Origin of the sequence: Cohnella abietis, from assembly GCF_004295585.1 — a bacterium.
GTDB classification, from domain to species: Bacteria; Bacillota; Bacilli; order Paenibacillales; family Paenibacillaceae; genus Cohnella; species Cohnella abietis.
The window spans coordinates 2702574-2716213 of sequence record NZ_AP019400.1; the positions used below are offsets into that span (position 1 = coordinate 2702574).

The following is a 13640-nucleotide window of genomic DNA, read 5'->3' on the forward strand; positions in this document are numbered from 1 at the left end:
CAATGGGGTGCCGATAAATGCAAATGCCTCTCAATCAAAGGCAGCAACAGATTATGGATCGATTAACGAGCGACGGAGAAGTAAAGCTGTCCGAGCTCAAGGAAATGTTCGATGTAACAGAAATGACGCTTCGTCGGGATTTGGAGAAATTAGAGCAATTGGGCTCTATTCGAAGAATATTCGGCGGGGCTATTCTAGTAGGCAAGGATATTGCCTTGCACGAAAGAACCGGTGTCTTAACCGATGAGAAGGCGCGGATCGGGAGTAAAGTTGCACAGCTGCTTCGCCCCAATGATTCGATCTTCATTGATGGAGGCTCCACAACGTTACAAATCTCTAAATATTTACGACAGGAAATGAATCTTACAGTGGTAACTAATGCAATCAACATCGCTCAGGAGCTGCATGCGAAGCGAATATCCACCATATTACTTGGAGGAGTTCTGCTCGAGCAAACGGCAACATTGATTGGTCCTATTGCGATCGAGAACATTGCTAGAATGGCGTTTGATCGCGTGTTTCTAGGGGCGACGGGGTTATCTGACAATCATGGCTTTAGCAACTCTAATATGTATGAATCGGAAATTAAACGTTTGGCTATCACGCAATCCAAGGAAGTGAACATCGTGATGGATCATACGAAGTTCGGTACGCAGGGGTTGTTTTCCTTCGCAACGCTTGCGGCAGCGGATCGCATAGTTACTGACCGCCTGCCGGATAGCTCTACAGTAGCGGCATGCCTAGAGCATGGTGTGGAGATTGTCATAAGCTAAGCCATAATGGCTTTAGCTTATCAATGACTGAGGTTATGAATGACCTTCTCCACCTTGCTCAGATGGTCAATCATTTTGACGCTGGCAAGCTTATCATCCTTTGCTTCAATAGCTTCATATATTTTCTTGTGCTCGAGCAGCAGCTGCTCGGTAGAAGCGCGTTCGGCGAAAAACCACAGTCTACGAGAATCCTTCATACTGTGCTGCATCCGATCGGTCATAGACTCCATCATAGAGATAAGCATCGCGTTGTGTGATGCTTTGGCAATTTCAAGATGAAACCGGATATCGATCAGATCGCTTTCCTCTTCTTGATCTAATGCGGCTTCCATCTGCTTGAGAATATTGCTGAGCTCGGTTAGATTAGCTTCTGTTCTGCGGGTTGCCGCTAGAGAAGCACAGCCTGCTTCAAGCAGCTTGCGAACCTCAAGCAATTCCTGCAGCTGCTCTGAGTTAGCTAACCATCCCAGATTTTCCTCTTTGGGAGGCTGGACACTAACGAAGGTACCTCCACCGTGACGTATCGTAACCCATCCCATTGCCTTCAAAGCACTTAGCGCTTCACGCACCGTGGAGCGACCTACCTCGAAGCTCTCGGCTAATTCCACTACGGTGGGCAGCTTTGATCCCGGAGGATAGATTTGGGAAGTGATTTGTTCCTGAATTTGCTTGAATACAATTTCTGAACCCTTTAGGGCTTTGATTTTCTGGAATGACATACAGTGACCTCCGCAAAAAAAATAGTTCTTTCTATTTTATTATATGTTAATCTATAGTAAAAGTCATCTGATCACATGATGACTATAGGTAGTTTGATCAAAAGACAGATGTCATAGGAGGCTTTAACTTCATGCTGAATAACAATGTTAAACAACAATTGCGTGATGCCGTTGGAGAGCGTTATTTCAAAGATGATAAGGAATCCCTCGTAACTCACTCATATGATGGCACACCGATGCTTCAAGTATTGCCAGACGGAATTGTATATCCGAAAAATACTGCAGAAGTATCAGCTGTGATGAAAATATTAAACCTACACCAAATCCCTCTTGTTAGCCGTGGTTCCGGTACGAATCTATGCGGCGGAACTGTGCCTGTTCAAGGCGGGATCGTCATGGTTATGCACCGAATGAACGCGATATTGGAAGTCGATTTGCTTAATCTGACGGCAACTGTGCAGCCGGGTATTATTACGAAGCAATTTATTGAGCACATTGAAGGCTTGGGACTTTTCTACCCGCCGGATCCTAGTAGCATGTCGATTTCCACGATCGGAGGCAATATTGCCGAATGCTCCGGGGGACTGCGTGGCTTGAAATACGGAACGACTAAGGATTATGTGCTCGGCTTGGAGGCAGTGCTTGCTTCAGGAGAAGTGATCCGGACTGGCGGAAAGCTAATGAAGGATGTCGCTGGTTATGATTTAACCAAGCTGCTAGTTGGTTCCGAGGGAACTTTGGCAGTGATTACGGAGGCGACTCTAAAGCTTATCCCTCCACCGAAGTATAAGAAAACAATGCTTGCGATGTTTACCGATTTATATGACGCAGCCCGTACCGTATCTAAGATTATCGAGAATCGCATTATTCCTGCCACACTCGAGTTCATGGATAATCCAACTATTAAAGTCGTAGATGATTATGCCAAGCTAGGTCTTCCACTTGATATGGCAGCTATTCTGCTCATTGAGCAGGATGGCGAGCCTGAGATGGTTGAGCGGGATATTGAGCTTATATCTGCGATATGCCGTGAAGAGAATGCAAGTCAGATCAGCGTAGCGAACAATCAAGAAGAGGCGCTTAAGCTATTGACTGCTAGAAGAAGCGCTTTTACCGCTCTTGCTAGATTGCGCCCGACAACGATTCTTGAGGATGCGACTGTGCCTCGTTCTAAGATTGCCGACATGGTTCTAGAGATCAATAGAATCGCGGAAAAATATAATGTTCAAATCTGTACCTTCGGGCATGCGGGGGATGGTAATCTTCACCCGACAGCGACGACGGATGCACGGGATACGGAAGAAATTCACCGTGTCGAGGAAGCGTTCGCCGAAATATTCGAGGCAGCGATTCGATTGGGCGGAACGATTACGGGTGAGCATGGGGTTGGCTTAGTTAAGGCGCCATATTTGGAGTGGAAAATAGGCGCTGCGGGCATCGAAGTTATGAAAGGCATAAAGCAAGCCTTCGATCCGCTAAATATTCTAAACCCAGGAAAAATGTTTGCTAAGGAAACCAGACGCAGGGTGGTGCTGGAACGTGGCTAATACAACGACCGAATTACAAAAAACGTTGAAAATAAAGCTGGACTACGACCAGCTAACGAACTGTATGCGTTGCGGCTTCTGCTTGCCTGCTTGTCCGACCTTCAAGGAAACAGGAATTGAGGCAGAATCTCCACGTGGACGGATTGCTCTGATGAAAGCAGCGGTTGACGGAGTGATGGATCCGAGCGTTCAATTCGAAGAGCAAATGAGTCATTGTCTAGGCTGCAGAGCCTGCGAGCCTGCTTGTCCTGCAGACGTGAAATATGGCCAGCTAATTGAGCAGGCACGTGATGCCATTGAAGAGCATACTACTCAGCACCGTGGATGGATTAAGGGAGTTCGCAGCATCGTATTTAAGCAGCTGTTCCCTCATCAGAAGCGGATGAAGCTACTTGGTAAAGGACTGCGAATCTATCAGAAAACAGGCCTTCAGGCTGTTGTGCGTAAGACGGGAGCTGTAGGTTTATTTTCGAAGCAGCTTGCGTCGTTGGAGCGAATATTGCCTGATGTAGCGGGTACAGGAATCGTTGAGAAAATAGGTACTCGGATTCCCGCTAAAGGTCAGAAGCTTGGGACAGTTGGTATGTTCCGAGGCTGCTTGATGGATATGCTCTTCATGGAAACAAACTATAAAACCGTCCAACTGCTCTCCGAGGCGGGCTTTGAAGTCATTATCCCCGAGACTCAGAATTGCTGTGGCGCTTTGCATGCTCATAGTGGGGAAACCTCCCAGGCGAAGGAGCTTGCTAAAAATAATATTCGTGCGTTCCAAGAAGCGGGCGTTGATTATATCATTTCCAATGCTGGTGGCTGTGGTGCAATACTTGTGGAATACGACCACTTGCTTCATGATGAGCCGGAGTGGAAAGAGGGCGGAAAGTGGTTTGCTGAGCGAGTTAAGGATATCAGCTCCATTCTGTTGGAGAAAGGTCGCTTGCTAACCTTCAATCAAGGCAAAACGGAAGCAGACAAGGTAACCATCACTTATCAAGATTCCTGCCACTTGAAAAATGTAATGAAGGGCGGTAACGCTCCACGAAAGCTGCTGTCGTCTTTAAAAAATGTTGATTTCATCGAGATGAAGGATGCAGGCTCATGCTGCGGGTCAGCGGGAATTTATAATGTTACCCAGCCTGAGATGGCCAATCAAATCCTTGATCATAAGATGGAAAATGTTAACGCAACGAAGGCCCATTACATTGTTACGAGTAACCCCGGCTGCTTACTTCAGATGAAGCTAGGTATCGATAAGCATGCCGACAACAAGCAGATGCAGGCTGTTCATATCGTTGATTTCTTATATGACCGGCTAGCTAAGAATGTAGAGAGAGATATTTAGTTTCTTTCTTGTGAGTGTTCGTGTGAGTCGAAGCATACCTCAATAGCTCGTCCGAGCGCGGATAACGCACTGAGAGCTACTAAGGAAGCGTCAAAATCTCATCCACGAGCGAATAACGCACTGAGGGCTACTAAGGAAGCGTCAAAAGCTCGTCCGCGAGGGAATAACGCACTGAGGGCTACTAAGGGAGCGTCAAAAGCTCACTCGCGAGCAAATAACGCACTGAGGGCTACTAAGGGAGCGTCAAAAGCTCGTCCGCGGGCGAATAACGCACTGAGGGCTACTAAGCGAGCCGCAAAAGCTCATCCGTGAGGGAATAACGCACTGAGGGCTACTAAGCGAGCCGCAAAAGCTCATCCGCGAGGGAATAAGCAATGAGGGCTATTAAGCGAGCCGCAAAAGCTCGTCCGCGAGCAAATAACGCACTGAGGGCTACTAAGGAAGTGTCAAAAGCTCATCCGCGGGCGAATAACGCACTGAGGGCTACTAAGGGAGCGTCAAAAGCTCATCCGCGGGCGAATAACGCACTGAGGGCTACTAAGGAAGCGTCAAAAGCTCATTCGCGAGGGAATAACGCACTGAGGGCTACTAAGCGAGCCGCAAAAGCTCATCCGTGAGGGAATAACGCACTGAGGGCTACTAAGCGAGCCTCAAAAGCTCATCCGCGAGGGAATAACGCACTGAGGGCTACTAAGGAAGCGTCAAAAGCTCGTCCGCGGGCGAATAACGCACTGAGGGCTACTAAGGGAGCGTCAAAAGCTCGTCCACGAGGGAATAACGCACTGAGGGCTACTAAGGTGAGGCCTGCTAAACCCATGTCTAGCGCCTCTTTCTATGGATTCCTCCTAAACACAGTTGATAATAGGTAGGGTGGAGTGGTAGACTACCCCTATAAGGCTGTAGAAATGGAGGTATCCATTGAATGATAAATATCGCAGAGCAAATGGAAAAAATTAATCGCCAATTGACGGCGAAAGGATACAAGCTAACCCCTCAGCGTGAAATTACTCTTAAGGTGTTGCTTGAAAACCAGAAGGATCATTTAAGTGCCGAGGATGTTTTCATGCTCGTAAGGACGCAATTTCCTAACATTGGTCTTGCTACGGTATATCGCACTTTGGAGCTTCTTGCGGAATTACACATTGTGCAGAAGGTGAACTTCGGAGACGGGGTAGCACGTTTCGATCTGCGCTTGGAAGGCCATGAGCATATGCATCACCATCTGGTTTGTAATGTATGTGGAGCCCTTGAAGAAATTGAGGACGACTGGCTGCTTGAAATAGAGCAGAAAGTAGCCCGCGAATATGGATTCAAAGTAACCGATCATCGGCTGGACTTTATGGGGAACTACCAAGTGTGTAAGAACAATAGCAAAGCATGTAAGAAAATGAGCAAGGCGGTTTCCTAATTAACTTAACCTCTTTGAATAGAGTAACAAAAAAGCCATCAAAACCACGAATTATCAGGTGGGTTTGATGGCTTTTTAACCTTTCTAAATCGTCACAGCAAAAACTCCACCGGCATCTAATGGACACCATTTACGTTTCTGCTTGTTACGTTCTTCAGGTTATTTTCCACTTAGTAATTCGTCCGTTCAGAACCCACTCAACAACAAGCACATGATTGTCTCTAGTTACGCAGAGGGCATGTGGCGAGTTAAAACGATCCTTAGTCCACTCCGACGGTGGAATGTTAGGCCATCTCGAGTCTTCCCATATAAGCGGATTCTCACCAGTATGAACTGCATTCTGGAAGCTGCCATCCGTTACGGTAATCCGTCCATTTAAGTCTGGGATAATGAAACCATCATCGCCAAATGCGACCAAGTCGCAAGGAAGCAAGAAGTCTCCGTGATAATCCTGAACGAATGTGCCATCAAGACGGTAGCTAACAAAGCGCTGGTGTCGACGATCAGCTACATAAAGGAGGGGCTCAGTTGGACGCGTATCAATGTAAATCCCATGCGGCTCATAGAAGATGTGCTTTGTATCAGCCTTCCCTCCCCAACACTGCAGCCAATTTCCCTTGGAATCATAACGATGAATGGCGTATTGGCCGTAGCCATCAACGACATAGATATCTCCATTCGGTGCGACATCTATATCTGTAGGCTTATAATGCTCAGACGTAGGATATAGCCCCGAAACTGGAGGGACTCCAATGGTAAGGATTTCTTCTCCATCAAGCGTATATTTAGCGACAAGATTGCGGGCGATGTCCGTTAAGTAAACATACTCTTGGCCATCATCCTCTTGTTGCAAGTGCATGCCGTGAGCACCTTCAGCGAATGCCTGTCCCCATGAAGTAAGGAACTCACCATCTTGGTCGAAAATAGCGATAGCATGCTCGCTCATGTTGAATACAAATACGCGATCTTTGGAGTCAGTTGCAACCCCATGCGTATAGCCAAGTGTCACGGATTCAGGAAGCTTCGCCCAATCAGGAATAAGCTCTAACTTAGTATTATTTTTCATCATACTCGTTTGGCCAATAAAGGGAATAAAGGCCCTTTAATCGCTTGATCCTTTTCTAAGCTGACACCATCTGTTATTGGATGGGTTACACCGCTGAACGTAATGCCATCTGGCATGAAAATAATGGCAAGAGCTCTGCGTGGACGATCAGTCGCGTTCGCATGGGCGTAATGGAAAGTTAAGCCATTGTGGAACGTACAGCTACCAGCTTTAAGAGGTACAACGACTGGCTTCTGGTCGTCCAATTGTCCGCCTTCTACATAATCAAAGATGTTTTGCGGATCTAAGAAATCAATACCCGTCAGTTTGCCTAGCTTGTGTGATTTAGGAACGAAGGCCAAACAGCCATTATCCTCATTAACATCATCCAAGGCGATCCAGATCGACATCATGCCTTTATCTGTTTCGTTGATTGGCCAGTATGGAGTATCTTGATGCCACGGTGTCGGTTTGGAGTCGTTTGGCATTTTCCAGAGCCCATGATCGTGGAAAAAACGAATTTCATTCGCTTCAGTTAAAGCTAAGGCAGACTCGGCAAATCGCTTATGAAAGCTGAATTTTCCCATTCCAGCATGATCTCTCCATGTGTTAACCTTCTGGTTCAATACCCGATAATACAAGCCGTCTTTCTTATCTGTTTTTACAGAGCGATCGCTGTCAGCTAGCATGGCTTCCTCAAGATATTCGCGAAGCTCAGTCAATTCCTCTGGCGTGAGCATATTTTCTACTTTAACGAAACCGTTTTCTTTGTAAAAAGTAATGTGTTCATCTGTTATTGGCGTGTTCGATAAGTTAGTTGTCATTATTTTGTTCCTCCTCGAAGTTGAATATGCTCTTATCTTACAAGGAGTTGGGGGAAGAGGGGATGGAGAGAATTCTGAACTTTTTGTAAAAAAGTCGAATGCGATAAAGTGATATAAACAATGGATTTATTGGATGTTACAATAGAGGAAAGAACATAAGTCGAAAGTGAAGGAGTTTTTGGAAAATGGCTGGAGCTTATCGGGTTGATTACAAAACAATATCTCCTTACGTCCGTTTCGTTCATGAAGTCGTTATTCCACCAGGGGAGCACACCCCGGAAAGATATATTTATGATCATGAATTTATATATGTAGTGAAAGGGAAAGGCCGACTTAGAATTGAGAATAAAGAGCATCCGATGGGACCGGGTGATCTGTTATATATTCGTCCGAATAGAACGAACGAAATGTTCGTACATGACGATGAGCCGATGCATTGCTTTGCCGTGCATTTCGATTATGTTTTTTTAGGTGAGGCGGCGGATTTCTCTCCTTATGCTGTCTATTTGGGACGACGATTAGATGAAGGGACTCCGGATACCCATTGGCTTCAAGCTAGGCCGGACGCTGAATTTACAGATATGGACATTCCAGAGCATATGACTCCGAGCCGGGTGCACCAATTTTTTGAAGCTTTTAAAGAGCTGTGCTTGCGTTTTCAAGATTCAAGATCGGATGCCCAGATTTGGTTAAAATCTTCAATGCTTCAACTGATCGGACTTATTCAGCAAGAGTTAACGACGGAGGAAGGGATTTGGATTGGTCATTCTCATGCGGATCTCATGCTTGATGCTATCCAATTCATGAAGGAAAATTATACTCAAAAATTGGATTTACCGATGCTAGCTATGCGAGCAAATTTGTCGCCTAAATATTTTGGTACTTTGTTTAAGCAGGCAACAGGGCAATCTTGCTCCCAGTACTTGCTGCAGCTTAGGATGGAGGAGGCCAAACGCTTGCTACGACAGCAGTCGCTTACCATTGAAGTAATCGCAGAAAAAGTGGGGATTGGCGATCTCTTCTACTTTAGTAAGCTTTTCAAAAAATCGGAGGGATTGTCTCCAAAGCGTTATGCGGATTCACTTAGATGGCTAAGCTTGAAGTAAAAGCAAAACCCCCGAGCCTCATTAGGCTTCAGGGGTCAGAATACTAAGCTATCTTACATTAATAACCAGCGCGCAAGATGATTACCAAGAGAACGAAAAGTACAAGTGCGAATGCAGCAGCACCTATTCCGCCACCACTAACGCCACAACCTGCACCGACACCTGCAACAGGGTATCCCAAGTCTATCACCACCGTGCGTTTATTATGACATTCGGTCACATAAACAGCATATGCCGGGATGACTATATGGTCAGTACGTTCACCCATCGAGCAGAAAAGTCGGGCTGAAGGTTAGTTATGGTTTACAAGCTGTAATTGCGCCTTAATGTTCTGTAGCGTTGTAAGCCGTAAATTCCTAGGACAATTCCCACAACCAGCAGGATAGCTCCAACAATTTCTCGTTCAAAAATGATATCTGTGGCGCCGAACAAAATAAGCGTTAAAGCGGGTAGTCGAAAGGATTAATGGATTGCTTCATTTCAATTAAGGCTGTTGTTTCTATAAAAACACCTCGTATTAGTGCCGTCGAATTTGTTCAAAGTATACCGTAACTGGCAGACTTCTTCAGAATTTATTAGTTACCTCAGGGACACCTTATGTGGGGTAATCAATTAATCTGAGGAGGTTATCACTTGAAGAAATTTCTGACCAGCTTGACGATGTTGATGAGTTTGTCCTTGGTGCTTATGGTTCCTGCATTCGCGGAGGACACAAGTAACAGTAAGGCGCAATCCAATAAGGTCATCACTAATGATTATACTCCTTTAAGAACTGCTCCCGGTCTTAACAAAACGTACTATCCGAATACAGCCGGGACGAACACAAGCACGATACTCAGCAATGGAACTAATAATGGCGCGTATACAAATGGTAACTACTACGACAGATCAATTGGCGGAATGAGAACAAACGGAATGGGAACAGGTGGAATCGGAACTGGCGGAATGGGAACAGGAACTTATAGCACTTATGGAACTAATGGAAATTTTGGTACGTATGGAGCGTATGACTCCACACGAATGAATAGCTATCGGCCGTATTCCACGCATGATGGTCTTCGCGGAACTACACGCAACACAGTAAGAACAATGGAAACAACCGCAAAAAGGACCTCAAACTGGGGCTGGTTAGGACTGCTTGGTCTATTCGGTTTAGCGGGCATGCGCAGCCGTAGCCGTGACGAAGCGCGATAACATTACTGCTAGTGCTAAGAATCCCCCGTTCGAGCCCCTACGGCTTGAGCGGGGAATTTCTTGTGGGATAGTCAGTCGCAAGTAGTCGCACGCTAGAGCTGCACCGATAGTGAACGCCCGCCCGATCCCCTATCCCCCGGACCAGCCTGCAAAAAGTAACATTAGTGAACGCCCGGTTCCTTATCCCCCAGCCCGCCCGCAAAAAGTAACAATAGTGAACGCTCGGTTCCTTATCTCGTCAGCCAGCCCGTAAAAAGTAACAATAATGAACGCTCGGTTCCTTATCTCCCCAGCCAGCCCTGAAAAAGTAACAATAGTAAACGCTCGGTTCCTTATCTCTCCAGTCATCGGTAGCAAAAAGTAACAATAGTGAACGCTCGGTTCCTCATCTCCCCAGCCAGCCCGCAAAAAGTAACAATAGTGAACGCCCGGTTCCTTATCTCGCCAGCCAGCCCACCAAAGTACCAATGAGTGAACCTCTGATGTCTTAAATCCCGCTCGAACCCGACATGGTGCCAATGATGAACCTTACCTCCAATCCGGGGGGATGAGAAGAGCCAGCGGTAAAATATATCTGAGTAAGTTCATTATATGGCCCCATTGAAGCCGCAGATTAATAAGCTGAGCCATAACGTCTGTACATAAATTTTCCATATGAACAAATACTAACGGAAGAACTGGGATTTTTGATTTCTATTGCTGATGGGGGTATGTAACCATGAAAAACACAAAAAAAAGTTTCTCAAAGATAGGAATTTTGGCAGCAGTGGGCATTTTTACAGGTGCTTTCACTTTTCAAGCACAAACACACGCGTACGTCCAAGCCAACACCCAAGCCCATCCACAAGCCCACGCCCAAACAAACACCCAAGCCCACGAACCCTCTTCATTTCACGCAGTAACCCCAGGGGACAAGCCCGTCACAGCCCCGCGACAAATAGCTATAGTCATCGACGATTTGGGCAATGGGATGAAGGGAACCGAACAAATGCTACAGCTGCCGATTAAATTAACGGTCGCAGTCATGCCATTCCTTCCTACAACGAAAAAAGATGCAGAGGCCGCCTTTGCCAAAGGTCATGACGTCATTGTTCACCTCCCAATGGAGCCCGTAAGAGGCTTGAAGAGCTGGCTGGGACCCGGGGCTATTACGACAGATTTGACGGATGAGGAAATTCGCAAACGAGTTGAAGGTGCAATAGCAGATGTGCCACATGCGATCGGAATGAACAATCATATGGGCTCCAAAGCGACGGCGGATAAGCGAGTCATGCGAGTTGTGCTGCAGGTATGCAAGGAGAAGGGGTTATTTTTCTTAGACAGCCGGACCTCTTTCAAAACAGTTGTGCCCGCAGTGGCTAAGGAGCTCGGAGTATTCACTCTGCATAACGATGTTTTTCTGGATGATGTATATACTCACAACCATGTGATGCATCAAATCGGGGTACTTAAGAAATTTTTGACGAAAAATGAACGTTGTATTGTAATTGGTCATGTGGGCGCTCCAGGATTATATACGTCAGGGGTGCTAAAAAATGTTATCCCCGAACTAAAGAGCCAAGCTACTTTTGTCCGCTTGACTCAATTACTCCCTTTACCGACGACACCTACGCTTCAAGGGGAAAAGAAGCGATAGTCCATTATCCCGTTTGCTATAGCTGCTGCTACTCGATTCTGACCAGGTATTGAGGTTAGCATGGCCCTGTCACCTGGGTCACTAAGGAAAGCCGTTTCCACAATAACACTTGGCACCTGAACCCGATTCAACAAATAAAATTTATCCGCAACCATAGGAAGACGGCTTCTTCCTTGCTGTAGATTTAAGTTGCTCTGGATGAAGCTGGCCAGCATGGCACTGTGTGCCTCGGCCTGATGTATGACTAGAGGTCCTCGTTTACTTCCCTTAGGAGACCAATTAACATGAATGCTCACAAACAGCGAGGCACCAATCTCATTGGACAAGCCACGACGTTGCGACAAGTCGCGCCGATGGCGAGAACGTGTTACGTTCCAACGATTGTCGTCACTGAGAGCATAATCTCCGGTACGATTCAGAATAACCTTTAAGCCCTTGCTGCGGAGCAGCAAGTAAAGCTTGCGTGAGATAGCGAGATTAATATCCTTTTCAAGAATACTGTTCCAGTGAGTACCACCATCAATTCCACCATGACCAGCATCAATGAGCACGTCAGCGGAAGGTAGTGCACGTTTGAGGTGTGGCGGCTCTGCCTTCCAGCCCGTTAACAGCAGCAATGAACAAATGAATATTAAAATTCGATACATGTGAATTCCTCACCATCCCTTAGACCTCATCTAGCTGCTTCTGTTATCGTGGCTTAAACTAGTCCACCTCATACAAACAGATGCTAATTTCCTTCAAGAAATGACTATGATTGTGGAAGTGAAAAATCGGGCATGCTAAGGTTTAGGAGGCGATAACTAATGGATAGCTCGGAATATATAAAATACATGACGGAGCAGGTTGTTGGTTATATGGACCGTCCGAAGGAAGAGACAGAGGTTAAGTCACATAAGAAGCTCAGTCGTGAGCCGTGGCTAACGAGATGGTTCGGAGTGGCTCCAATGGGTCTTATGATGTGGTGGGGGAATAGAAGAGATACAAAAAACAAAACACACCCTGAGGTGCGTTCTGTGAATTCCTCTGATTATCGATAAAATAATCCTTTACTGAGCAACGATTCAAGAGAAATAAATCGCGTTCCTTCCATATCTATAGCTAGATCAATACGACCGTTCGACCAACGCTGATAGCCAATAACAGGTACCGCATATAACATGGCGTCGCCGAACGGTTCCGTTACATAACGCAGAGGCTGCTTATTGTTAAGGCGACTCTGTATTTTTTTGGCGTCTTTCGCAGGGAAAGGGGCTTCTTTAGTGAGCCATGGGAGTCTGTCATAAGCATCAAAAAGCTTATTGAATTTACTGTCAGCAATGCTTGCTCCTATTGATGAACCGATGGTTACTTGTTTTTCTTCCGCAAAGAGCTTCTTCCAAGTAACACTGTCTAGGGGAAGCTGCTCGGCTGTTTTGGCATCCAACCAGAATACTTCATTACCAATAGTTACTTCCCATGCAGCTGCGAAAGGGTGAATATAATGCTTAACCGTATTTATCCGTTTGTACTGGTCGCTGGACACCAGCCCACTATCGATCAGGGATTGTTTTAACCGCTGCTGTGAGAAAAGCGAATAGGGTCCCACACCATATTCCCCAAGCTGAAAGGTCCCCTCTGTAACAGCATGAACAACCATGTATCCAATGTCTTTGCCTTCTTTAGTAAAGAGAACTAGCCAGCTATGTGTTCCTGGACCGAGCGCTTCGATTTGCGGATCGGCAGTTTGCCATGCCTTGAAGGGAGAATGCTTCGCTAATCGGCTAACCCATTCGTGTACCTGTTTTTCAAGCTTAGAAGGCGTATGAGTTTCTTCAGACGGTGCGGCAAACGCTTGAGTAGGAGAATACCCCGCGATAATCGTAAACAGTAGCAGTAAAGGAACAAGAATAGTCGTGCGTAGCTTAGGCAAAAAGGTTTTCATCGGATGCATTCACCTGCAATCGTTGGAGTAGAAAGCTGAAGCGATTTATCTATTGCCGTCTAATTGTAATCATTGTAAGGGACAAGCTCTGCTGAGACTGTTACAACCTGTCTACGGAATGTGGC

The 13640-nt window shown here is 46.2% G+C and carries 15 protein-coding genes; 8 read left to right on the plus strand and 7 right to left on the minus strand.

Going from position 1 to position 13640, the window contains the following annotated elements; translation table 11 throughout:
- Positions 1-17: 17 nt before the first annotated feature.
- A complete protein-coding gene (locus tag KCTCHS21_RS11345) occupies positions 18-773 on the plus strand; it encodes a DeoR/GlpR family DNA-binding transcription regulator (RefSeq protein ID WP_130607786.1) in 756 nt (251 codons plus the stop codon).
- Between the two features lie 20 nt (positions 774-793).
- On the opposite strand, the gene KCTCHS21_RS11350 is transcribed toward KCTCHS21_RS11345, so the two are convergent.
- Positions 794-1492 (minus strand): FadR/GntR family transcriptional regulator, encoded by a 699-nt coding sequence (locus KCTCHS21_RS11350; protein ID WP_130607788.1) that lies wholly within the window; start codon positions 1490-1492, stop codon positions 794-796.
- 131 nt (positions 1493-1623) lie between these two features.
- On the opposite strand from KCTCHS21_RS11350, the gene KCTCHS21_RS11355 reads away from it, so the two are divergent.
- From KCTCHS21_RS11355 to fur, 3 genes are all read left to right on the plus strand, one after another.
- Entirely contained in the window at positions 1624-3039 is a 1416-nt protein-coding gene (locus KCTCHS21_RS11355; protein ID WP_130607790.1) for an FAD-binding oxidoreductase, read from the plus strand.
- Positions 3032-4378 (plus strand): (Fe-S)-binding protein, encoded by a 1347-nt coding sequence (locus tag KCTCHS21_RS11360; RefSeq protein ID WP_408621778.1) that lies wholly within the window; start codon positions 3032-3034, stop codon positions 4376-4378. Before KCTCHS21_RS11355 ends, KCTCHS21_RS11360 begins: the two co-directional genes overlap by 8 nt.
- Positions 4379-5300: 922 nt before the next feature.
- Positions 5301-5786 (plus strand): ferric iron uptake transcriptional regulator, encoded by a 486-nt coding sequence (gene fur / locus KCTCHS21_RS11365; protein ID WP_130607792.1) that lies wholly within the window; start codon positions 5301-5303, stop codon positions 5784-5786.
- Between the two features lie 154 nt (positions 5787-5940).
- Here the strand turns inward: fur and KCTCHS21_RS11370 are convergent, their stop codons facing one another.
- Together KCTCHS21_RS11370 and KCTCHS21_RS11375 are read right to left on the minus strand one after the other, a co-directional pair.
- On the minus strand, positions 5941-6855 hold the full coding sequence (locus KCTCHS21_RS11370) for an NHL repeat-containing protein (RefSeq protein ID WP_130607794.1): 915 nt from the start codon (positions 6853-6855) through the stop codon (positions 5941-5943).
- Positions 6852-7655, minus strand: coding sequence for a phytanoyl-CoA dioxygenase family protein (locus KCTCHS21_RS11375; RefSeq protein WP_130607796.1), 804 nt, complete (start codon positions 7653-7655; stop codon positions 6852-6854). The genes KCTCHS21_RS11370 and KCTCHS21_RS11375 overlap by 4 nt, the downstream gene beginning before the upstream one ends.
- A 185-nt stretch (positions 7656-7840) precedes the next feature.
- Between KCTCHS21_RS11375 and KCTCHS21_RS11380 the strand changes: the two genes are divergently transcribed.
- Positions 7841-8761: an AraC family transcriptional regulator gene (locus tag KCTCHS21_RS11380; RefSeq protein WP_130607798.1), complete on the plus strand. Its 921-nt coding sequence runs from the start codon at positions 7841-7843 to the stop codon at positions 8759-8761.
- A 58-nt stretch (positions 8762-8819) separates the two neighbouring features.
- Here KCTCHS21_RS11380 and KCTCHS21_RS11385 read toward each other — a convergent pair whose 3' ends face one another.
- Entirely contained in the window at positions 8820-8951 is a 132-nt protein-coding gene (locus tag KCTCHS21_RS11385; protein ID WP_408621804.1) for a sporulation protein YjcZ, read from the minus strand.
- Positions 8952-9064: 113 nt separating this feature from the next.
- Positions 9065-9193: a DUF3185 family protein gene (locus tag KCTCHS21_RS32095; protein WP_157994021.1), complete on the minus strand. Its 129-nt coding sequence runs from the start codon at positions 9191-9193 to the stop codon at positions 9065-9067.
- Between the two features lie 201 nt (positions 9194-9394).
- Here KCTCHS21_RS32095 and KCTCHS21_RS11395 point away from each other — a divergent pair, with 201 nt between their 5' ends.
- Both KCTCHS21_RS11395 and KCTCHS21_RS11400 read left to right on the plus strand, forming a co-directional pair.
- Complete coding sequence (locus KCTCHS21_RS11395; protein ID WP_130607802.1) at positions 9395-9955, plus strand: WGxxGxxG family protein; 561 nt, start codon at positions 9395-9397, stop codon at positions 9953-9955.
- Between the two features lie 718 nt (positions 9956-10673).
- Positions 10674-11591: a divergent polysaccharide deacetylase family protein gene (locus tag KCTCHS21_RS11400; protein ID WP_130607804.1), complete on the plus strand. Its 918-nt coding sequence runs from the start codon at positions 10674-10676 to the stop codon at positions 11589-11591.
- On the opposite strand, the gene KCTCHS21_RS11405 is transcribed toward KCTCHS21_RS11400, so the two are convergent.
- Positions 11570-12238, minus strand: a complete 669-nt coding sequence (locus tag KCTCHS21_RS11405; protein ID WP_130607806.1) for an N-acetylmuramoyl-L-alanine amidase family protein — start codon at positions 12236-12238, stop codon at positions 11570-11572. The genes KCTCHS21_RS11400 and KCTCHS21_RS11405 overlap by 22 nt on opposite strands.
- A gap of 159 nt (positions 12239-12397) precedes the next feature.
- Between KCTCHS21_RS11405 and KCTCHS21_RS11410 the strand changes: the two genes are divergently transcribed.
- Positions 12398-12631 carry a YqzE family protein gene (locus KCTCHS21_RS11410; RefSeq protein WP_130607808.1) on the plus strand — a complete coding sequence of 78 codons (234 nt, stop codon included), beginning with the start codon at positions 12398-12400 and terminating at the stop codon, positions 12629-12631.
- Here the strand turns inward: KCTCHS21_RS11410 and KCTCHS21_RS11415 are convergent.
- Positions 12622-13515: a hypothetical protein gene (locus KCTCHS21_RS11415; RefSeq protein WP_130607810.1), complete on the minus strand. Its 894-nt coding sequence runs from the start codon at positions 13513-13515 to the stop codon at positions 12622-12624. The genes KCTCHS21_RS11410 and KCTCHS21_RS11415 overlap by 10 nt on opposite strands.
- Positions 13516-13640: the final 125 nt, after the last annotated feature.